Source organism: Pedobacter sp. BMA, from assembly GCF_001027745.1.
GTDB lineage: Bacteria > Bacteroidota > Bacteroidia > Sphingobacteriales > Sphingobacteriaceae > Pedobacter.
The window spans coordinates 257,486-280,538 of record NZ_LECU01000004.1 but is presented as its reverse complement, the minus strand read 5'-3'; the positions used below and the strand labels follow the sequence as shown (position 1 = coordinate 280,538).

General features: G+C 40.7%; 11 protein-coding genes. 5 read left to right on the top strand and 6 right to left on the bottom strand.

Annotated features, from left to right (window positions below):
- Nucleotides 1-57: 57 nt before the first annotated feature.
- Nucleotides 58-1,365 carry a DEAD/DEAH box helicase gene (locus AB669_RS07490; protein WP_047798680.1) on the bottom strand — a complete coding sequence of 436 codons (1,308 nt, stop codon included), beginning with the start codon at nt 1,363-1,365 and terminating at the stop codon, nt 58-60.
- Nucleotides 1,366-1,856: 491 nt separating this feature from the next.
- On the opposite strand from AB669_RS07490, the gene AB669_RS07485 reads away from it, so the two are divergent.
- Both AB669_RS07485 and AB669_RS07480 read left to right on the top strand, forming a co-directional pair.
- Nucleotides 1,857-5,084: a TonB-dependent receptor gene (locus tag AB669_RS07485; RefSeq protein ID WP_047798679.1), complete on the top strand. Its 3,228-nt coding sequence runs from the start codon at nt 1,857-1,859 to the stop codon at nt 5,082-5,084.
- Nucleotides 5,085-5,097: 13 nt separating this feature from the next.
- On the top strand, nt 5,098-6,813 hold the full coding sequence (locus AB669_RS07480) for a RagB/SusD family nutrient uptake outer membrane protein (RefSeq protein WP_047799054.1): 1,716 nt from the start codon (nt 5,098-5,100) through the stop codon (nt 6,811-6,813).
- A gap of 48 nt (nt 6,814-6,861) precedes the next feature.
- Here AB669_RS07480 and AB669_RS07475 read toward each other — a convergent pair whose 3' ends face one another.
- On the bottom strand, nt 6,862-8,196 hold the full coding sequence (locus AB669_RS07475) for an MFS transporter (protein WP_047798678.1): 1,335 nt from the start codon (nt 8,194-8,196) through the stop codon (nt 6,862-6,864).
- Nucleotides 8,197-8,265: 69 nt separating this feature from the next.
- On the bottom strand, nt 8,266-9,603 hold the full coding sequence (locus AB669_RS07470) for an APC family permease (protein ID WP_047798677.1): 1,338 nt from the start codon (nt 9,601-9,603) through the stop codon (nt 8,266-8,268).
- A gap of 327 nt (nt 9,604-9,930) precedes the next feature.
- On the opposite strand from AB669_RS07470, the gene AB669_RS07465 reads away from it, so the two are divergent.
- The gene (locus AB669_RS07465) at nt 9,931-11,799 is read left to right on the top strand and encodes a DNA topoisomerase IV subunit B (RefSeq protein WP_047798676.1); all 1,869 of its coding nucleotides are present in this window, start codon (nt 9,931-9,933) and stop codon (nt 11,797-11,799) included.
- 40 nt (nt 11,800-11,839) lie between these two features.
- Entirely contained in the window at nt 11,840-13,981 is a 2,142-nt protein-coding gene (locus tag AB669_RS21490; protein ID WP_053058323.1) for an ATP-binding protein, read from the top strand.
- A gap of 41 nt (nt 13,982-14,022) precedes the next feature.
- Here AB669_RS21490 and AB669_RS07455 read toward each other — a convergent pair whose 3' ends face one another.
- Genes AB669_RS07455 through AB669_RS07445 form a run of 3 tightly spaced genes read right to left on the bottom strand, consistent with a single transcriptional unit; the run spans nt 14,023 to nt 22,341 of the window.
- The gene (locus AB669_RS07455; protein ID WP_047798675.1) at nt 14,023-15,051 is read right to left on the bottom strand and encodes a YihY/virulence factor BrkB family protein; all 1,029 of its coding nucleotides are present in this window, start codon (nt 15,049-15,051) and stop codon (nt 14,023-14,025) included.
- Between the two features lie 8 nt (nt 15,052-15,059).
- On the bottom strand, nt 15,060-17,360 hold the full coding sequence (locus AB669_RS07450) for a BamA/TamA family outer membrane protein (RefSeq protein ID WP_047798674.1): 2,301 nt from the start codon (nt 17,358-17,360) through the stop codon (nt 15,060-15,062).
- Nucleotides 17,344-22,341: a translocation/assembly module TamB gene (locus tag AB669_RS07445; protein ID WP_047798673.1), complete on the bottom strand. Its 4,998-nt coding sequence runs from the start codon at nt 22,339-22,341 to the stop codon at nt 17,344-17,346. Before AB669_RS07445 ends, AB669_RS07450 begins: the two co-directional genes overlap by 17 nt.
- A 145-nt stretch (nt 22,342-22,486) precedes the next feature.
- Between AB669_RS07445 and AB669_RS07440 the strand changes: the two genes are divergently transcribed.
- Complete coding sequence (locus tag AB669_RS07440; protein ID WP_047798672.1) at nt 22,487-22,975, top strand: cytidine deaminase; 489 nt, start codon at nt 22,487-22,489, stop codon at nt 22,973-22,975.
- Nucleotides 22,976-23,053: the final 78 nt, after the last annotated feature.

Here is a 23,053-nt window from a genome sequence, read left to right as displayed (position 1 = left end):
CTCAACAACCCGGTTTTTGCTATTTACAGCAGATGTTTATTGTTACTGCTTTAGTTTTTATGCTTTCTTAGCTTTACTTCTGTTTCCACCAAACCTTCTGTTGTTGCTGGCATTACGGGGTTTTCCGCTCATGTTTCCATCGCCGCCTCCTTTTCTGCCTCCACCACCGCCTTTCGATTGTGCCTGAGGTTTGCGTTTAACCTGATTTTTTGCCAGCATGCTTTCCCAGGTTAACGGGTAAGGATGATCATCAACCACAGGTAAAGTAATTTTGATCAGTTTCTGGATATCCAGTAAATATTCATTTTCTTCCGCATCGCAAAAGGAAATAGCTATTCCGTTTGCACCCGCACGACCCGTACGGCCAATCCTGTGTACATAAGATTCAGGAATGTTTGGCAACTCGTAATTGAATACGTGTGATAACTGGTCTATATCAATACCGCGGGCAGCAATATCTGTAGCCACCAGCACACGGATTTTACGGTCTTTAAAATCAGTTAAGGCGCGTTGGCGGGCATTTTGGGATTTATTTCCGTGAATAGCCGCCGCTTTAATGCCAGCGTGAGCTAAATCCTTCACAATTCTGTCTGCGCCATGCTTCGTGCGCGTAAATACCAAAGCGGTCTGGATATCTTTATCCTCCAGCAAGTGGATTAAAAGTTTCTTTTTATCCGGCTTATCAACAAAATAAACCGACTGCACGATGGTTTCTGCGGTTGAGGAAATTGGTGTAACCTCAACTTTTGTTGGATTGGAAAGAATTGTATTTGCTAGTTTCTGGATTTCATCTGGCATGGTAGCCGAGAAAAACAAGGTTTGACGGATAGCAGGTAGTTTCGCTACCGTTCTTTTTACGTCGTGGATAAATCCCATATCCAGCATCCTGTCTGCTTCATCCAGAACAAAAAGCTCAATGGTATTTAAATTGATAAAGCCCTGGTTCATTAGATCCAGTAAACGCCCCGGGGTGGCTACCAGGATATCGACCCCTTTTTTCAGGGCTTCAACCTGTGAGTGTTGGTTCACTCCACCAAAAATTACCAGATGACGCAGGTTTAAATGACGGCCATAAGCTTTAAAGCTTTCTTCGATTTGAATGGCAAGCTCGCGGGTTGGCGTTAAAACCAAGGCCTTGATGTTTTTATTAGCTTTAGTGTTAATGTGTTTCTCGTGTAATAACTGCAACATCGGGATGGCAAAGGCAGCAGTTTTACCCGTTCCTGTTTGCGCGCAGCCCAATAAATCTTTTCCTTTTAATATTGTGGGGATGGATTGCTCCTGTATGGGTGTTGGTTGTGTATAACCTTCATTCTCAAGGGCCTTTAATATAGGCTCAATGAGGTTTAATTCTTTGAATAACATGTATTTTTCTTTGTAATATTTATCGAAGAAGCTAGAACAATCAATTGTTGAAGGACTAACTTGCGGAGAGAATATGCCATTCAGAATGACAAGCCCTTATTCCTGCTTCGGTGCAAAGGTAAGCTTTATTAAGGGAACAAAAAAATATTGTACGGGTTTGAGTGATATTTGCACACTACGGGGCTCCAACCCGTATAGCCCGATACAATTTTATTTTTTGTGTAGGATTTTACCATATTATTTTGTAGGTTTAATTTGTAATTGTATTAATCTAACCAAATATACACTTCCTGTTATGAAAAATAATCTACTTATCCTTGTAGGCTTTCTTTCCTATTTCTTAAATATTTCCCTGAAAAATGTACGGTTGTTTAGCAAGCTGAAGCCTCACGCGCTGAGCGGCTGTCCCTGATTTATGCTAAACCGGAAAAATAAACATTGGTTGCAGGTTTTGTAACCAGCTCTATTTCCTTAACTAATCAATTAATCTTATGAAACAAAACCAATCTTTTGTTCAGAGGAGACTTTTCCTCTGGCTACTGGCCGTGCTGTTTGCGGTCGGTGCCAATGCCCAGACCAAAATCACGGGTAAGGTAATTGCAAGCGACGATAAACAGCCTGTTGTCGGAGCGACTATTAAAATCAAAAACGGAGTGGGGGGAACCAGCACCGATGCAAACGGAAGCTTTACATTGAGTGCGAAATCCAGTGATGTGCTCGTCGTATCTTTCATTGGCTATACCGCTAAAGAAGTAACTGTAGGCAACCAGACCAACCTTGCCATTGTTTTGAATGCAGAGAATAACGATTTAACGGAAATCGTTGTTACCGGTTATTCTTCACAACGCAAAAAGGATTTAACGGGTGCGGTTGCTGTGGTGGATATGGGCTTATTAAAAGCACAACCAGCAGCGAGTGCCGTTGAAGCCTTGCAGGGGAAAGCTACAGGTGTTTCCATCATAAATGATGGTGCCCCAGGATCCACCCCCCAAATCAGGATTCGTGGAACGAGTACCATTAACAATAATGAGCCACTTTACGTGATTGATGGGGTTCCATTTGAAGGCAAACTTTCCTGGCTCAACCAGAATGATATTGAAAGTTTGCAAGTGCTGAAAGATGCTTCTTCGGCATCAATATATGGCTCGCGGGCAAATAATGGTGTAGTGATCATTACAACCAAAAAAGGAATTTCAGGTGTTCCGAAAATTTCGGTTGATTCATATTATGGCACTCAAGCGCCGCGCAAAGGTAGCTTCCCGGAAATGATGAATCCACAACAATACGCCCAGTATGTTTTTGATAGTTATACCAATGCAGGTAAAGCAATTGCAGCGGGACGTAATTATGGTTCAGGAACAACTCCGGTATTGCCAGAGTACCTGGTTGCGGGTTCAGTTTTGGGCCAGGATGTTACTGCCGCAGATGCCGATCCTTCTAAATATAACTATAGCAGAGACCCTTCTTTATTTTACCAGATCACCCGGGCCAATAAAGCAGGAACCAACTGGTTCGATGAGATTACCAAAGCTGCACCGATTCAAAATTATCAGCTGGGTGCTACCGGCGGATCTGATAATGCCACCTACTCCCTTTCGGCTGGTTATCTTAACCAGAAAGGTACAATCGAATATACTGGCTTTAAACGATATAACTTCAGGTCAAATACAACTGTCAACGCTTTCAATAAACGCGTACGGTTTGGAGAAAATGCACAGTACAGCTATTCAGAAGGTTACGGTTTTGGAGTAAATCCAAACACACCTGGAAGTTACCAGGATCAGGGTAGTGCACTTGGCTGGGCTTATCGTATACCGACCATTATACCTGTTTACGACATTAATGGAAATTTCGCAGGCAGCCGGGGAAGCCAGCTGGGTAATGCGGAGAATCCACTGGCGGTACTGTACCGGGCTAAAGACAATGTGAATAAGAATAATTTTTTTTTCGGCAATATTTTTGCCGAAGGTGACATTATAAAAGGCCTCGTATTGAGAACAAATTTCGGGATACGGTACGAAAACTATAACGGTTTATCGATGCGTTATCCGAATCTCGAATTTTCCGAAGGAAATAATTCAAATAACCTCAGCGAATACCAGGGTTACAATACAGAGTGGACATGGACAAATACACTAAACTATACCGCTACATTTGCTGAAAAACATCGTTTAACCGTATTAGCTGGTACCGAGGCCATCCGCTCGAGGTCGAGACAACTGAATGCAGCAAGAAATGATTTCTTTTTACTGGGTGATCTGGATTACTACTACCTGAATACAGGTTCTTCGAATATCAGTAATTCCAGTACCGGCTCGATAGGTTCTCTTTTCTCGCTGTTTACAAAGGTAGATTACTCGTTTAACGATCGCTACCTGGCCAGTTTTACGCTCCGTAGAGATGGTTCCTCAAACTTTGGCCCATCAAATAAATATGGATTCTATCCTGCTGGAAGTGTAGCCTGGAGACTTTCTGAGGAAGCCTTTCTGAAAAACGCCAAATGGGTGAGTGATTTGAAACTTCGTGTAGGCTATGGCCAAACCGGAAACCAGCGAATACCACCTTATCAATATATCAACAGATATCAGAGTTCCATCATTAATGCCGCCTATGCAGTTGGCGGAGGAAACACCTTAACCACGGGGGTTTGGCAAAATGCCTATCAAAATGCTGACGTAAAATGGGAATCTTTAAAGGCATTAAATGTTGGTTTGGATTTCACTATTCTTGATGGCAGATTTGATGGATCAATCGATGCGTATAGTAAAAAAACAACAGACATGCTATATAATCTCCCTCTGCCGGTAAGTGTTGTTGGCGGTGGCAGTGCACCCTTTGTAAATATTGGCGACATGAGTAACAAGGGGATTGAATTTAATGTCGCTTATCATCACGGACGTAAAGCAGATTCACCCTTGAAATTTGATGTAGGTTTAAATTTTTCAAGGAACATTAATAAAATCGACAGACTTGCACCCGGTATCTTTAATCAGGTATATGGTAACTACAGAAGTTTACAAACGAGTGTATTACAGGAAGGAGCAGCTTTCGGTTCTTTCTACGGGTATAAAACGAACGGCATTTATCAAAGTACAGCAGAAGTTCAGGCCGGGCCGTCTTATGCTGGTGCCCGTGTAGGTGGATTACGCTACCTGGATGTTAACGGAGATGGTATCATTGATCCTAAAGACCGAACGATTATTGGCGACCCGAATCCCGACTTTAATTATGGGGTTAACCTCAACGCATCTTATAAAAATTTCGATATCTCGGCATTTATATATGGTGTACAGGGTAATGACATATTCGAGGCGACACGTTATTTCACCGACTTTCCGTCCTTTGATGGTGCAAAGAGTACCCGCTTGTTAGAGGCATGGAGCCCTACCAACAGATCCAGTAATATCCCATCTGCCTATGCTGGTGCTTCTGATGTGGAGTTTGCTTCTTCAAGCTACTATATTCAGAATGGCAGTTTCGTGAGGCTTAAAAATGTACAGTTAGGCTACACGATCCCGTCTAAAGTTTTTGGAACAAAATCAGGAATAAGCCGTTTCAGAATTTATGCTTCTGCCAGTAACTTATTTACCATCACAAAATATACCGGCTTAGATCCTGAAGTTACACAAATCACAGATACTTTCACCGCTCCTGGTGTTGATCAGGGCGTATATCCATCGCCGAGACAATTTTTATTAGGTATTAATGTTGGATTTTAATCAAAGAGACAAGATGAAACATATCAAAAATACTTTCCTGTTCCTGCTGATACTGAGCTTTGTATCCTGCAAGAAAGATTTCCTTTCGCTCAACCCGCAAGCCGAACTCACAGCAGAGCAATTGACTACCCAGGATGGGGTAGAGGGCTTACTGGTTGGTGCATACGGATTGCTCAATGGCAATATTAATGGCACCTGGGGTAACTACGGCGCTGCACCAAGTCAATGGCTTTTCGGTGAGGTGGCTTCGGATAATGCGCATAAGGGCAGTAGCGTAGGTGATCAGCCCAATATGAATGCTATCGAGCAGCATTCCCCAACCAGTACAAATGATAACCTTTCCAATCTCTACAACAGATGTTTTGAAGGGGTTCAACGTTGCAACAATACCCTTAAAATCCTGGCCGACTTACAATCTGGCAAGGGTGGGAGCAAATTTGCCGATGCAAGGGCAAAAGAGATACAGGGAGAAGCGAGGTTGCTACGGGCACATTATTATTTTTTTCTGGTTAGGGTATTTAAGGTGGTTCCTTATGTTACAGAAGCCACTGCAGGTACCTTTGTCCCAAATGACAAAGATATTTATCCGAACATCATTGAAGATTTACAGTTTGCCGTTGCCAACCTGAGTACAACCAAACCGAAGAATCAAAAAGGGCGTATGGATAAATATGCAGCCCAGGCCTATCTGGGAAAAGTGCTGCTTTATCAGAAGCGTTATGCAGAAGCCTATACTCTACTGAATGCAGTAATTCTGGCTAAACCAGATCTGACAACGCTGCCCTATAGCGATAATTTCGACATCACTAAAGAAGACGGTCCGGAATCTATTGTAGTAGTGGAGCACTCTGTTGGTACCGATGGTACCGGGGGTGAAAACGGAAATGTGGGCGATATGTTAAACTTTCCTTATGGAAGCGTTACACCAATCAACTGCTGCGGATTTTTTCAGCCTACAATCGACTTAGCCAATGCATTTAAAGTTAATGCTGCGGGGCTTCCGTTACTAGACGGCAGCTACCGTACCAACCCTTATCTTTCTGATTTTGGTTTAACAGCTACACAAAAAACAAACTATCAGGTCGACAAAACTTTGGCGTTTGATCCCAGGATTGAATCAACCATCGGCAGACGGGGTGTCCCTTACCGCGACTGGGGAATCATGGCTGGAGACAGCTGGATCAGAGATGTGAGTAGCGGAGGTCCGTTTGTGGCGGTTAAAAATTCTATTGAGGCGGCACAGATTGCCTCGGGTACAGGACCGGGAATGACGAATGTTACCGGATTAAATGTTAACCTGATACGCCTGGGTGATATTTACCTGATGGCTGCGGAATGCGCGGTGGAAACAGGTGATTTGCCAAGGGCCTTAACCCTGGTGAATGCCGTTCGGCAGCGTGCCGCAAAAATAACCCCGGCAACGATTAACGGAACTCCTGCAGCGGCATATAAAGTAAGCCCTTATCCCTCTTTTCCAAATGCCGACTATGCACGTACCGCTGTTCGTTTTGAGCGTAGGCTGGAGCTGGCTATGGAAGGACACCGCTTTTTTGACTTAGTACGTTGGGGTGTGGCTAAACAAACACTTGAAAGCTACTTTGGATTTGAAGGTAATTATTTTGACTACCTGAAGGGACTTGTTATCGAAACGAGAGATGAACATTTTCCGCTTCCTCAGGATCAGATTGACAGGAGTAACGGAACTTTAAAACAAAGTCCGGGCTACTAAATCAACCATGATGTTAATCAGGCAGAACCTTTACGGGTTCTGCCTTTTTTATTGCTCTTCTTTAAATCTGCTGAAAAATAAAAGGGCTATGATGCAGAGTGAAAAACCCACGATGCCGTTTAGCCTTAAACCATAATCGTTTCCCGGATCTTTACCATAAATGGTGAGCATGGCAAAAACAGCTATGCCAATTGTTTGACCTAGTTTCACGAACAAATATTTGACTGCGAAAAACATTCCCTCGTGGTTTTCTCCACTTTCTAAAGTGTCTTTTTGTGCAATATCAGCTAAAATCGCATTGGGAAGAATACCGAGTGCCGCTAACGGAAACGAAGCGAAGACAACCAGAATATACATCTGGTTAGCAGGTGCGAAAGGTAATTTGCCTAAAAAGAATATGGTCACGAAAATCAGACTTAATATTCCGAAGGCGAAAAGTACAAGTCGCTTTTTACCAAATTTCTTTGAGCCGTAATTGATAAAAGGATAAAATAAAAGCGACAATAAAACCATTAAGCCCATAAATTTACCCCCGTCAGAATCGGGTAAGCCAAGCAGTACGGTTACAAAATATAAAAGTCCGCTCGACATGATGCTTAATGCGGTGTAGTACGTAAAATCCGAAATCAGGTAATATTTAAAATTCGAGTTGCGAAAAGTGCTTTTTATGGCTGGTAACAACGGAATATGTGAAGGTTTAGTTTTTACATACTCCCGCTCACTGATAAATAAAATTGGCATAATCATCACTAAGCCTGAGAAAACGCTTAAGGCGATGATGGTGTATTGCAAGGCCTGGAAGCGACTGGCCACATGAAATCCACTTTGAATCAAATCCGCGAAGTTATTGATCAGGGCACCCAGGATCATCCCCATTACAAAGCCCACCTGTTGCAGAGTCGAAAGCTTTACTTTTTCTTCGGTTGTATGTGTTAGTTCAGCCAGCAATGCATTGTAAGGGATAATATAGGTCGTAACTGATATGAAAAAGCCTGCCAGGGCCACTGTAAGCCACCAGGCATTATGTACACTTTCGCCCTTTACCCAGGGATGGAATACCAGGCAGCAGCACACCACTGCAGGCAGAATCGCCCACTTCATAATAGGGAAACGTCTTCCTTTGGGATTATTACTTCTATCACTTACTGAAGCAATAAACGGATCGTATATCGCATCAATAAGCCTTCCTGAAGCAGCAATAATAGAGAGTAAGTTGAAAGCACCAAATAACAAAAGTTGTGGTACAAGTGGAGTTAGGCCGGAATTGTTTGGCGGCAGGTAGAAATAGGGTAACATCACGATGATAATATTCGTCATGATACTCCAGCCCATCATTCCTGCGGCGTAAGCGATCTTTTGTTTTCCTGAGAGTGTTTTGTTCATTGATGATCTCACTAATTAAACTAAAAAGCATTACACCATAAAGTATAGTGTTGCTTTTCAGTCTTTAAATTATTTCTTTTTAAACAATTTCGCAATGAAATAGATTAACAGAAACCCAATAAATATATATAATCCATTTAATGCTGCATTTGGGTCATCGGCATAAATACTAAAAGCAACAAAAGTGTAGGCAGCAATAAATATGATTGGCAATATAGGGTATAACGGAACCGTATAAATTGTTTTTTTATCAAGATGGGCAGTGCCTTTTCTCAAAATGAAAATAGTTGCTGCCGAACTTGCCATGCTAATGCTTTCGAGGAAAATAGTGTAGTTCAAAATCTTGTCAAAGGTTTTGGCAAAGAAAATGATAACTACGGCTACGATTGCAAAAACGGTTAAACTCCAGGTAATCACCTCGGTTTTTGTGTTCATTTTACTGAAGATTTTCGGAAGCGCTCCTTCTTCACCCATGGCGAACATCGCCCTGGGGTTACTTAGCAGATTAACATTTACGTATCCCATCACTGAAATGAAGATGATGACCGAAAGCATGTTAAACCCGGCGGGACCGAAGATTTTTGAGGCGAGAATCGCCGCAATGCTTTCGGCAGTTTTCAACTCTTCGAAGCCAATTACCTTTACATACACATAATTAAGTACCATGTATAGCGCTACGATAATGTTAAGTCCGATAATAATGGAACGTGGAATAACCTTCTTAGCTTCTTTAACTTCTCCGCCAAAGTTAATGGTTTGGGCGTAGCCGGCATAAGAGAATGAAACGGCAATTAAACATAAGCCCAGGGCTTTTCCATAATCGGCCCATCCCGGCAATAAACCGTTTGTGGTTTTAAAGACAGGGGTGTCTGACTGAACCTGTCGCGCGAAAAATACTGCACAGATCAACGTTAATATCAGGACAATTTTAATGATGGTGAGCACATTCTGTGTTTTCGAACTGGCCTTTAATCCCAGCAGGTTGATGAAATAAAAGATCAGAATAGTTGAAATGGCTATGACGACTCGATAGGTCTCATTCTGCATTGCTGCCGGAAGAATAATTTTACTAAGGTATTCTGCACCGATGATTGAGATGGCGGCGACTGATGCTGCACTTGAAATTAGAACGATACAATTGATCGCAAAAGCGATAGAAGGGTGGTAGGCCTTTGAGAAAATTTTATAGTATCCACCGGTGACCGGGTAACGCGAGCCAATTTCAGCATAAGTAAGTGCGCCACAAAATGCAACAAACCCACCGATGAACCAGGCCAGATAAAACAACTCAGGGATTTGTGCTTTTGCAGCCACATTAACCGGAGTGCGGAATATACCCATTCCAATGACCAGGCTAACTACAATCATAGACAAATCAAATAGCGAAAGTTGCTTTTTCTGTTGCATTAAACGTGAATTTCAAATAAAGGTTGAAGATAGCTAAAATATAGAAAATGTGAGATGCTGCTGTGCTTCCATCTGGAATTTGTTAACGGTTCATTTTTGTTGAAATTTTCATTTGCTAGCCTCGCAGAATAAATCTATTATTGTATAATAATTTTTTGCTATTAGGTAATTCGGATTATAATTTAAATGTTTTCTGGATTTTCAATAACAAATCATCCCTAAATACTTGTCATGTTGATCGTTAAAGCTTTCCCCGAACATCCCTCGGTACAGCTGCTTTGTGTGAAAACCGGAGTTCAATCAACCTGACAGCAAATAACACAATTTATGGCAGAAGTAATTTATAACGACGACAGTATTCGATCATTAGACTGGAAAGAACACATCAGACTACGTCCCGGTATGTATATCGGTAAACTTGGTGATGGGTCGGCCCAGGATGATGGTATTTATGTTTTGTTAAAGGAAATTGTAGATAACTCTATCGATGAGTTTGTGATGGGCACTGGAAAAACCATCGAAATTACTGTTTCTGAACAAAAGATAAATGTTCGCGATTATGGTCGCGGGATACCTTTAGGAAAAGTTATTGATTGCGTAAGTAAAATAAATACAGGTGGTAAATACGATAGTAACGCCTTTCAGAAATCTGTTGGATTAAACGGTGTGGGTACCAAAGCAGTAAATGCATTGTCTACCAGTTTTACTGTACAATCTTATCGTGATGGTAAAACAAAAAAGGTAGAGTTTTCAAAAGGAGAGATTGTAAATGAGCAACCTGTTATTGATACTACACAGCGAAATGGTACAGCCATTACTTTTTATCCCGACGAAACGATTTTCAGAAACTACCATTACATTCCGGATTTTGTAGAAAGTATGGTGTGGAATTATGTTTTCCTGAATACCGGACTGACCGTAAATTTTAATAACCAGAAATATTTCTCGGAAAGGGGTTTATACGACCTGCTTTCCAAATTTAACAAGCCTGAAGAAATTCGTTACCCGATCATACACATGATTGGTAGTGACATTGAAATTGCCATGACTCACGGTCAGCAATACGGTGAAGACTACCACTCATTTGTTAACGGACAGCATACCACCCAGGGAGGAACTCACCAGGCAGCGTTCAGGGCTGCAGTGGTAAAAACTGTACGCGAATTTTTTAAGAAGGAGTTTGATGCTTCGGATGTACGTTCATCCATCATCGCAGCGATCTCAGTTCGCGTTCAGGAACCTGTATTTGAATCGCAGACCAAAACCAAGCTCGGCTCCCAGAATATGGGTCCGGACGGGCCGTCAGTTGCCACGTTTATCAATGATTTCGTGAAGAAAGAACTTGATGATTACCTGCATAAAAACCCTGATGTTGCAGATGCACTGTTAAAAAGGATCATGCAATCCGAGCGTGAGCGTAAAGATATTGCCGGCATTAAAAAACTGGCTAACGACAGGGCAAAAAAGGCATCGTTGCATAACAAAAAGCTGCGCGACTGTAAAGTTCATTTCAATTCTACCCACGAGAAACGTTATGAAACAACTTTGTTTATTACTGAAGGTGATTCTGCATCTGGTTCCATTACAAAATCACGTGATGTAGATTGCCAGGCAGTTTTCAGCTTAAAGGGTAAGCCGCTTAACTGTTATGAACTTACTAAAAAGGTGGTGTATGAAAACGAAGAATTTAACCTTTTACAACATGCATTAAACATCGAAGATGGCCTGGATGGCCTGCATTACAATAACATTGTGATTGCGACGGATGCAGACGTTGATGGGATGCACATTAGATTGCTGATGATGACATTCTTTCTGCAGTTTTTTCCTGATTTAGTAAAAGCAGGACATGTTTACATTTTACAAACACCCTTATTCAGGGTTAGAAATAAGAAAGAAACCATTTATTGTTATAGTGATGAAGAACGCCGGAATGCTATCGAGAAATTAGGAAACAAACCTGAAATTACTCGTTTTAAGGGGTTAGGGGAAATATCTCCGGATGAATTTGGTTTGTTTATCGGAAAAGATATCAGGCTCGATCCTGTTATTTTAAAAGATCAGACCATTAAAGGTTTGCTGGAATACTATATGGGAAAAAACACACCCGACAGACAGCAGCACATTATCAAAAACCTCCGAATTGAAAAAGACGAAGTGAATGAAGAACCTAAAATTATTGATGAAGTAGCCTAAAATCCGGCGTTGATGTAATCCGAAAATTAAATCAACACCTTTGAAATCCACAAAAAGTTCTGCAGCAAAGTATTTACTGATCGTATTTTTAATATTGGCCACCTTTGGAATAACCGCAGGGTTATTCATTAACTTCTCTAAAATACCAATATTAAAATCAGCAACCAGGATTGTCCATGTTCAGAATGACTTTACCAGACTTGACAGCTGCATTTTTAAACTTTATAACGCAGAGAATAGCTGCAGAATGTATGTGGTAAGTGCAAAGAGGATTTACTATAATCAGTTTATTGATGAGATCAGAGCAGTGTCTTTGATTATGGATTCAATTGAACATGATAATCTAAAGGAAAGTGCTCTTTCTCCAGACAACTTTGCTGCACTGATCAAACAGAAGAAAATCAGGACAGCCCAGTTCATATTTTTAAGGAAGTTATCGGATAGCCTGATTAACTTTTCTGCCCATATTAATCAGGATGTAAGTAAAACAGAGCCAAAGGGAAGAATATTTACCGCAAGACAATTTAAGAGCATTGTTAAAATCGATACCATTAAGGCCGGCAAAGCCGGACAGGCCCGAAAGAAGATTTTCGCCAGGATTTTTGATGCCATTAATGCCAGGGATGTAAAAGGAGTAGACAGTTCGAGGTCAACTCTGGTCAAGACAGCTATTTCTGCCGATACCTCGTCTTTGAATGTGGCTTACAATAATTTACAGCTCAAAACCATCAATGCTTACTATCTAAGGCTCTACAAACTCAATCAACAGCTCAAGGATAAAGAAAAAGAATTGCTTGATGTAAATCATCGCCTCATCACCTCCATTGTAAATGGCCTCAAACAGTACAGGTTAAATGAGCAAGAATACTATTCCACCATTCAGCAACTCATTAACGAAAATACCTACGGTACTGTTGAAAACCTTGACCGGTTTACGCTGGCATTACTGGCCCTGGGTGTTGGTTTACTCGCTTTCGTATTTTATATGGTGTTTCATCTGTACAGGAACGAAAAAGCCCTCGTGAATTATAGCAATAAGGCTGCACTGTATGCACTTTCGAAAAGCAGATTTCTCGCGAATATGAGCCACGAAATACGCACACCATTAAATTCAATTGTCGGGTTCTCAGAACAGCTAACGCAAACAGAGCTGAAAGCTGTACAAAAGGAGCAGGTAGGCGCCATTAGGAATTCATCTGTCATGCTGCTCGATGTAGTAAACGATATTCTCGACTTTTCGAAATATGAAACGGGGAAGGTTATTCTGGAGCAAATTCCATTTTCTCCTTACCACGCCATTAAGGATGTTTTTGATAGCATGAGGATACAGGCTGTTAAGAAAAAAATAGAGTTCACCATTAATCTGGACATAGATAGTGACGTTTATGTTATCGGAGACCCGCTCAGGCTTAAGCAAGTGGTGATGAATCTTTTGAGCAACGCAATCAAGTTTACGGGCAAAGGCAGCATAAGTCTTAGCGGCCGTTTATTTTTAAACGAATACAACGAGGCACAACTTAAAGTAAGTATTGCTGACACCGGCATTGGTATAAACCCATTAGATCAGCGGATTATTTTTGATGAGTTTGCACAGGTTTACTACTCTTCCACCAAAGAGAAACAGCAGGGGACGGGGCTCGGTCTGGCGATTTGTAAAAAAATTATCGAATTTCAAGGGGGAAACATTAGTGTTAAAAGTGCTGAAAAAAAAGGATCTATATTTTCTTTTGAAGTCACTTATCAGAAGACGAAGAAACCGGAAACCGAACAATCAGGTGCTCTAAAGACAGGTGATGAGGAACAAATTTTAGCTGGCAAAAAGATTCTCCTGGCAGATGACAATGCACTAAATATTTTACTGGCAAGCACCATTCTGAAGAAACATAAAATTGCTTTCGATGTTGCCTATAATGGAAAAGAAGCGCTGGATCTTTTCAACGAAAATGAATATGATCTGGTCCTTACGGATATCCAGATGCCGGAGATGGGTGGAATGGAGTTGACTCAAAAAATCCGGAATTCTGCTAAGTTGGCTAAACGGAATGTCCCGGTTCTGGGTGTTACCGCCAATGTAATGCAGGAAGACCGGGAAAGGTATCTGGCATCAGGAATGAATGAGCTGGTGCTAAAGCCATTCCTTGAACAAGAACTCTTAGAAAAGATATCACGGTTTATAATGTAAAAACATTACGGGAGTTGCTTTTATTAATTTCTGCCAATAATTTATGCTTCACCTTTAGGTGCATGAATAGTATCTTCCGGATGTTGAGGTGGTAGTACATCTACCTTTTTTTCTACAATGGTGATCTTAGTAAACACAGCATATTTGCTTGGAGATATGCCTCCATCGTATTTTTCAGCATATGCCTGTGTAAATTCCGCTCCAAAGTATAGAATAATGGAGGTATAATAAATCCACAGGAGAATCACGATGATTGAGCTGGCGGCTCCAAATGCAGACCCCGGATTGCCCTTTTCGATATAAATTCCAATCAGGTACTTGCCCAGACTAAATAGTACAGCAGTGAAAAGCGCGCCCAGGATTGCTGATTTCCATTTGATATTTACATCAGGTAATACTTTAAAAATGACGGTAAATACAGCGGTAACTGCAGCGAGGGTAATGACGTTATTTAGAATATAGATAATCAGGGCCATTGTATCGTCGGCCACCGGGACGACCTTATCGATTTCAGTTTTTGATAAAAGTGCTATCAGTTTATCGCCTAAGCCTACCACAAGGCTATTGACCACAAGCGAAACCAGTAACAAAAAGCCCATTGAAACGATAAGGGAAAAGGATAGAAGCCGGTTGGTTAACATTTTCAACCAGCCTTTTTTAGGAATCGCCTTAACTTTCCAGATCATGTTGATACTGTCCTGAATTTCAATAAATATGGCGGTAGATCCGATAATCAGTGTTGCAATACCGATAATTAAACCGATAGTTGACTGACCGGATTTGTTGGCATGGTCTACAAATCCCTGAAGTTGAGTGGTGGCATCCGGACCCACCATATCATTTACCTGAGCAAAAAATTTGTTTCTTGTATCATGATTCATCTTATCTCCGAAAAACAATGTGGCGGCTGATAAAACAATTACGATGAGTGGCGTAAGCGAGAAAATGGTATAGTAAGCAAGTGAAGCACTGAGTTTTGTAATCCTGTCTTCGGCAAAGCCTTTACCAGCCGCTAAAAAGAGGTGGTAAAGGGCTATAAAGAAACTTTTGATCTTGTTGATTAATTTCATTAACTAATTTAGAAAGGGTATCCAATACCGATATTAAAAATTAAATTCTCTTTTCTCCAGTCTTTATTACCGAAAGCAATACTATCGAATACCCAACGTTGTCCTTCAGCTAAATAGGGCTTACGCACAGGGAACGCAACATCTAAACGGATCACAAAAATGGTGGCATCAACACGTACACCCGCTCCTGTACCAACTGCCAGTTCGTTCAAAGCATTTTTTAACTTAAATTCGGAACCAGGTCTGCCTGTGTTAGTAGTACCTGGGATGCCAGTATCTTCTTTACGCAACCAAACGTTTCCAGCGTCAACAAATAATGCGCCGTATAAAATACTTACTATTTTGAATCGTAATTCGGAGTTGAGCATCAGTTTGATATCTCCTCCCTGATCGGCAAAAATAGCATCGTCTGGTACTTTATACGTCCCCGGGCCTAATGTCCTCGCCGGAAAGGCACGGATATCATTACTTCCCCCTGCAAAGAACTGCCTTACAAATGGTAGTGAGGTACTGTTTCCATAGGCGTAGCCATAGCCAAGGTTTAAGCGGTTGGCCCAGGTTACATTTCTGGTAATTTTATAGTAATCTCTTAAGTCCGCTTCCAGTCGTACAAACTGTGATAAGGGAACATTGAAGATAGACTTTTGACCATTATCATCCTTTGGCACAAACGTACCCCATAAATTTCCACCAGTTTCAACCGCACCATAGAAGTAAGTGTTGTTTCTGCGATTGGTTTCCATTTGGTTGGTATAGGTAAAGTTATAGCTACTACCAATGATAAACTGATTTTCTAAAGTTGTTCTTAAAAGTGGATTCTCTGTAAACAATCTTGTTTTTGTAGTATCAGATGGAAACGTTGTCGAAACATAACTTACCGAAATCGGGTTGAAATTATGCTCTTTATACTGGTTTTCTTTGAAGTTATATCCAAACTCTCCTTTAAAAGCATGCAAGGTGTACTCTGAACCCCTATTCAGCATTTGGTAGGATAGTGATGCAATTGTTTTGGGTATAAATGCATTTGTGCTGTTTGGCTTGTAGAATGGAACAATAAACCTAGGGAAAGTCAGCTTTCCTTCTGCCGTTAACGAAAGAGAGTTTTTACCCAAAGAGGTACCCCTGGTTTGTGTTTCAAAACCGCCGCTAACACTTACGTCCAGTTGTTCGGCTCCCCTAAAAAGATTTCTGGTGGTTTGAGTTACTTTAACTTCCGAACCTACAAAATTATTCGACTTGCTGGTTCCGGTAACCGAGAAAGTAAGCGAGTTCTTTTTTAAAGGTGTGAGGTAGATATTTAGATCGAGTTGATTGTTCCTGAAACTGTCAACGGGTAAGAATTCTGCCCGTACATCCTGAAAGGCGCCCACGTTTACCATTCTGTTTAGGGATTGGTTGTGGTCTTTACGGTTATATAGTTCTCCTTTTTGGAAGAAAACCAGGCGGTCGAATAGTCTCGGTTTAAAAGTATTGTGGTCATCGTAGATGTTGAAATCATTATACGCTAATGGTTTCAGTCCACGGAGTACACTATCCCTTCTAATGGAATAGTTGGGGTAGATATTGATATTTTTGATGGTGTAAGGCTTCAATCCTGCATCAGGAGCAATGTCTTTGACTTTGATGGTCACATTTACCAGATTTTTACCAATCGTACTGTCAACCTGCATAATTAAATAATCAGGGCTGAAATAAAAGTATCCGCTTTCTTTTAAATCATTATCAATCCTGATCCGCTCATTTTTATAAACGTCCAGATCGTAAAAATCGCCCACCTTTAATAAGGTTTTATCTTTATTGGTATTGATGATCCGGGTTAATACACCTGAATCGGGTGGGAAGGTTACCTTATTGATTTTATATCTTTCGCCGGTAACAGCCGTGTATATGGCTTTACCTTTCTTGTCCTTCACTACCGTATCGCCAGTTACCACAGCCTGCAGATAACCCTCACTAAGCAGATAGCTGGTCAGCACGTCATTGTTATACTTCAGTTTCACTTCACTTAAAAGCACAGGGGCTTCACCTTTTTTCCTGATCCAGTTCCTCAAACCTTTTGGTTTTTTAGGTTCTCCGGCAAAGTTGTAAATGGCCAGCTTCAGTTTATTGTTGGGGCGAGGCCTGGTTTTGCTTTTCAAATCAGCTTTAACTTGTTTCTCATCATCAATTTTACCCGAAGAGTCGGGATTAATTTTAACCTCAGCGCCGGTGTACAATATTTGCCCTGGTTTCAGGGATTTCGTACTGCTACAGCCCGCGTAAACTAAACAGGCCAATACAAATAAAATAGGTCTAATTAGTTTTCTCATTTTGTGCTTTCTGTTCAATGTTTCTCGTTCTTCTGTTTCGTTTTTTCTGGAATATCTCTCTGAATTTGTTGTAATCTACAACGAGGGTAAATCCTAAACCGGTTTCGATAATTTGTCCCTGTACAATTACGTCGTTTTGGTTTCTCCTGTAGGCCCTCAACCGGTACCTGCCGTCAGATGATAATGCATATTCTACATTTACATTTCCGGCAATATCAGTCGATTTCTCGCCGGGAGCCTGTGGGCCTTCTAAAGCAAATGAGCTTCCCACTGTCACAGTTAGCCTGTCATTCAACAGTTTTTTAGATAAACCAACTTCAAGATCTGTTTTTTGCTGTAATGATCCGGTAGAGTAATCTTCAGATGAATTCACACCAAAGTTAAGGTCAACACCCTGGATTAAATCTGAGGTGAGGTTATTGAGCTGTTCAGTCAATAACTTACTCACACTTGAACGGGCGAGTGTCGAAACGCCTCCGCCACCTCCGGATAAGCTTTCGAATGGGTTATTGGCAATGAAGCGGTTTAAAGCTAATAAAGCAAACACCTGCTTGTTCAGTTCACTTTCATCACGGTTAACATTTTGTAAGCGGGTATAGGCCAAACTTCCGATCTCTGTAGCCCTTTCGTTTTCCGGTAAATCTATTTTAAAAGAAATAATTGGTTTTAGCAATTCGCCTTTCATCATCAGGTATACCTGAAATGGCATTTTTGTTTTTGCCTGTACAAGATCTGGTTGGTTGAGTAAGTCGATAGGCGCAGCGTTAACCTCATACATTGCCGATAGGTTTACATTAGCTTCTGTAGGTTCACCTGTCCAGATAATCTTACTACCTTTTACAATTTTGAATGCCTTTTTACCTAGCGGACCAACAGACAGGTTATACGAGCCATCAACCACTTCGTAGCGACCTGTTAAACTGATCTTCCCGCTTGGATCCATCGTAGCATTCAGGTCTGCATCCCCCTTGATGTTCAATGCATCACCATTAGCAGGATCTACCACTACATTTAATTCAGCTTCAGGATCGATTTTTACAGCTGCTACCAGATTGATTCCTTTAACAGGTGACTTACTGATACTGTCAACTTTTAGCGCCTTCTGGCCATTAAACGGAGGTGCATCTGCATCAATAAACTGAACAATTCCTTCCTGATCAATCACCGCCGGATCATTCGCTGGCAAGGCAAAGAAAAACTTCGTTCCTTTATTCACATTGATGCTCATATTCACATCCGGCTGGTTCAAATCTCCCCTAACTTTGATGTTACTGGTTAAAAACACCGTTCCGTAGATCATTTCATTGTCTGCAGCAGTAGAGTTTATCGCCCGGAAATTATTCATGTTGACATCCAGCCCAAAGCGGTAGTTTTTAAAATCAGTAGTGTAAACCTTGCCATTGATGGTAGCTTTTTGATTTAAAGAGTCAATTAAAGTGAAATTATTAAAACTGATTCCCTCATTGGTAAATGAAATTTTCTCGTTTGGCATCCGGAAGTATGAGTTTACGTAGGCCACTTTAATACCTGCGTTATTGAAAGTCAGGTCGCCCAATATTTTCGGTGCAGTCAAAGCACCTTTCACACTCAAAGCTCCCGTAAGGGTGCCCGTACCGTTTTTAAGTTGACCCTGCGACAGGCTCTCGATATTTTTCATCTCGATTTTGTCAATATTGACTGTCAAATCAAGTGCACTTTGCGGTGCAGTATAGTAAAACCCATTTACCCTCAATTCGTGTACACCACTTAGCGCAACATTTACCTCGAAAGCATTTTCGGTATTGTTATTAACGGCCACGCGTAAAGTGCCCAGTTGATCTTTCTGGTAGCGGAGCTGATCAATGGTCAAATTGGCTTCAAACTTTGGTGTGCTAGCCAGATCTTTAACATTGGCAGTACCATTTAAACGGCCCCCAACCAGGGTTGTATCTGTTTCCGCAAACTTCGTTAACGTTTCCAGTTGAAAATCCTTAAACTCAACGCTTAAAGGTGCATTGGGTTGCGAAGGATTACTGTTGACGGACAGAGACTGACCGCTGTTACTGATCTGGAACTGATTTACCAGTATTCCGGATTGCCCAAACTGAATATAGTTATCCTGTGAAACTACCCATTTCTGATAATCAAGCAGAAGTTTCTGCGGATCCAGGCTAAACTTAAAATCTTTGTTTATAGATTGGAATGTACCGCCAATAACGTATTTGTCCTTACGTTGTCTATCGCGAAGAAAAACATTCACACCCAATACATTGTTGGCCGCATCACCACTAATCTCTGTATTAAACAGCGCAATGGAAGGGCTCTGCAAACTTTTAACGGTTAGCCCGTAAGCAAGCTTGTTGTTATCATTGTTGATATTCAAAACAGTGGTATCTACTTTAAAATCTCCGTAAACCACCTGTGGGAAATTACCTTTAATCTGCAGGCTGTCTTTTTGTGTGTCGATTAACCCGTAAAATTGTGATGATTTAAAAACAGTTAATTCAGGCACAAATTGTTTCAGCAATTTTGAATCATACACCTGTACAAAGAACCTCATTCGCTGATCTGGAATCTTTTCTACCGTTCCAAAGGCATAATACTTATTAATTTCGTTGATGATGGCACTTCCAACTTTCGTTAACTGATATTTACCATCAATTTTAGCAGATAGAATTTCTGATTTTAAGGTGAGTTCATTTTCAGTAGCAGTCGATTTTGCGCGTACAGAGATGGTATCCACATTTATTCTCTGGGCATCTTTCACCAATTGCAAGCCTGTAATATCAACTGAACCATTCAGATAATCAGCATCAGCAGTTGTTAAGTCAGCCTTTATTACCCCTGCCGCACTTAAAACAGTGGGGCTAAAATTTAAGGCTTGCAAATTCAGTTGTTTCAGGTTTAAATCGGCTTTAACTGCAGGGTATTTACCGGCGAGACTGGCTTTGGCATCTAGACTGAAATTTGCATTGCTATCTGGCATGTTACCTTTGATGGCAACATTCTGGTTGGCATAAGTACCGGAAAGGTTTAAATTCCGGTAAGTGTATTTATTGTAGTATGCACTCAAAACCCGTGCATTGAATTTGGCATTTATTTTCTTCGGATCCAGACCCGTTCCTGCGACGTTGGCTTTAACAGATATACGGCCTAACTTCGGCTGCATTTTCAATAACCGGCCAACGTTGAAATTATTCAAAGTTACGTCTGCTTTGTAGCTTTCTTTACCTTTCGGACCTTTCATTGCAGCATTTAAAACAGCTCCACCCATATCCGTCTGAATATTCATGTTGGTATTGAAATCGGTCATTGAGCCTTTAAACTTTCCTTTTGCGTTAATTACATTAGGAAGTTCAATGCTTGGCGGTAATGATTTCCTGGGCACAGCCACCAGAATATCGCTTTTGGTAACGTAGAGTTTTTTAATGTTCAGATCGAGGAAAGTCTTATTGACGTCAGGCAAACCTTTTGCCGTACCACTAATGTCGATCTGCGTATTTTTTAATCCGTTGATTTGCAGACGGGGGATGTTCAGATTGTTTAAATACCCATTTAATTCTGCATTAATTTTAATCTTTTCATTTCGGTAATTTGCCGGAACGGCATCACTAAAATAGCCTGCATCTTTCAAGCCTATCGTAGTGTTTTTTAAACTTAGTGCAAGCTTTACGCGTTCAGGATGTTTTGTTAAATCATCCATGGATGTGAAATTCAGCTCTGTAGCGTTCTCTATAGTTGTATTTGGCGTTTTTAAAGCGAAATTCGTCAGCTTAATCTGTTTATCATTATAAATGGCATTTCCTTTTAACTCATTCAAAGCAAAACCACTTTTTTCTTTAAGTGAACCATTTTTTACCATCGCTTTTATTCCTGCAGCGCTATAACTTACATCCCCGGCACCAAAGTTCAGTTCTGTAATCTTTAAATGATTGAAATCCATTCCTTTTGGAGCAGCCTTTGCTCCAAGGTTATCGAATTGCACATTGTTGTCTGCCAGGCTGATGTTTTTGATCACTAATCCCAAAGGCGACTGTTCTGGAACGACTGTATCCTTAACTTTCTTTAAATCATTACTGGGTGCTGGTTTAAAGGCAAAAAGAATATTTGATTTATTCAGCTTGGCGTCATCAACCGTATATTTACTGTTGGTTAAATCTACTTTTAAGTTTACTACACCAAGTTCATTTACATCGGCAATGGCTTTTGTCGTCGAAACCTGATCATCGTAATTAACCTTCACGTTATTGAACGCAAAGTTCTCGACTTCGATCAATGGTAGTTTGCCTGTTTCTTTCTGGCTACTGTCTACACTGTTAGTAACATGCTGAACGAGTTCTACCAATGGCTTTTGCTGGAGATATTTAAGGGAGGTGTTGTTTAATGCCAGTTCCTTAATCACGTAATGCTGATTTGCTAAATCAAATGTTTTCAATTTAGTTTTAAAGGCGCCAATGTATACCTTCACATTGTTGCCTGCTACATCATCACGGTAGGTGAGGCCTATGTCTTCGAAGGATATTTTATCAATAGAAAATTTCAGTGTTGAGGTAGTATCCTTATCCACTTTCTCTTCTGGCTTTTTCTGTTCGCTCATAAAGGCGTTCATGAGAAAAGAAAAGTTGAAAGTGGTATCTGGACTTATACGCTTAACATTTGCCCTGATGTTTTTCAGTTCAATATTGTTAACTTCAACCGTATTCTTAAGCAACTTAAACAGGCTAATGTCTACAGCGAGTTTTTCTGCATACAGCAGGGTATCGCCCTTTAAATCTTCAATATAAAATTTACTCAGGACAACGTCTTTTGGTAGGGCAATTTTGATGCTTTCCAGGCTTATTTCCGTCTTAGTTTTTGTTTTAAGATAGTTTATTGCTTTGTTTTTAACAAAGTTTTGCACTGCCGGAATGTTCAATGAGAGGGCAACACCCACTACTAAGATGATGATGGAGGCGATAATCCAGAGTAGAATTTTTAAACCTTTACGTACGTATCTATTCAAAGCTGATCATGTTTGGTGGTTGTAAAATGCCAAAAGCATGCCACTAAATAATTTTAGGGCAGATTTTATAATTAATACAAAAAATAACCTAAATTGTTCGCCCGCCATAAAAATTTAACATTAGCGGTTTTAGAAAATATTCAAAATGAAAGTATTAGATCTTAATATAAGCTTCGAACAATATAATGATATAGCTGAACTCAATGACAAAGACCGGTCTCTATGCGAACAATCTGAACAGGCTTTGTCAGGATCCTACTCTCCTTATTCGAAGTTTAGGGTCGGTACGGCCATCCGGCTAAAATCAGGACAAGTCATTTTGGGAAGTAATCAGGAAAATCTGGCCTATCCATCCGGCCTATGCGCCGAACGTGTTGCGCTTTTTTCTATTGGCGCAACTTATCCCGAAGCAATTATCGAAAGCATGGCCATTACAGCACAAACAGATCATTTTGAAATTCTGAAGCCCGTAACCTCTTGCGGAGGTTGTTTGCAGGTAATGGTCGAGTTTGAAAGGAAGCAGTCATCGCCAATTGAGGTTATTTTTTATTGCCTGAACGGAGAAATTTTAAAGGTGCCCAGCGTAAAAAGTTTATTGCCGTTTGCATTTGTGGAAGATCGGTTGGAGCGTTAAATATCATTTATTAGGGTTTAAATGTGAATAACCTGTTTTTACAGTGTGGCTTCATTTTTATTATATTTACAGCTGCCA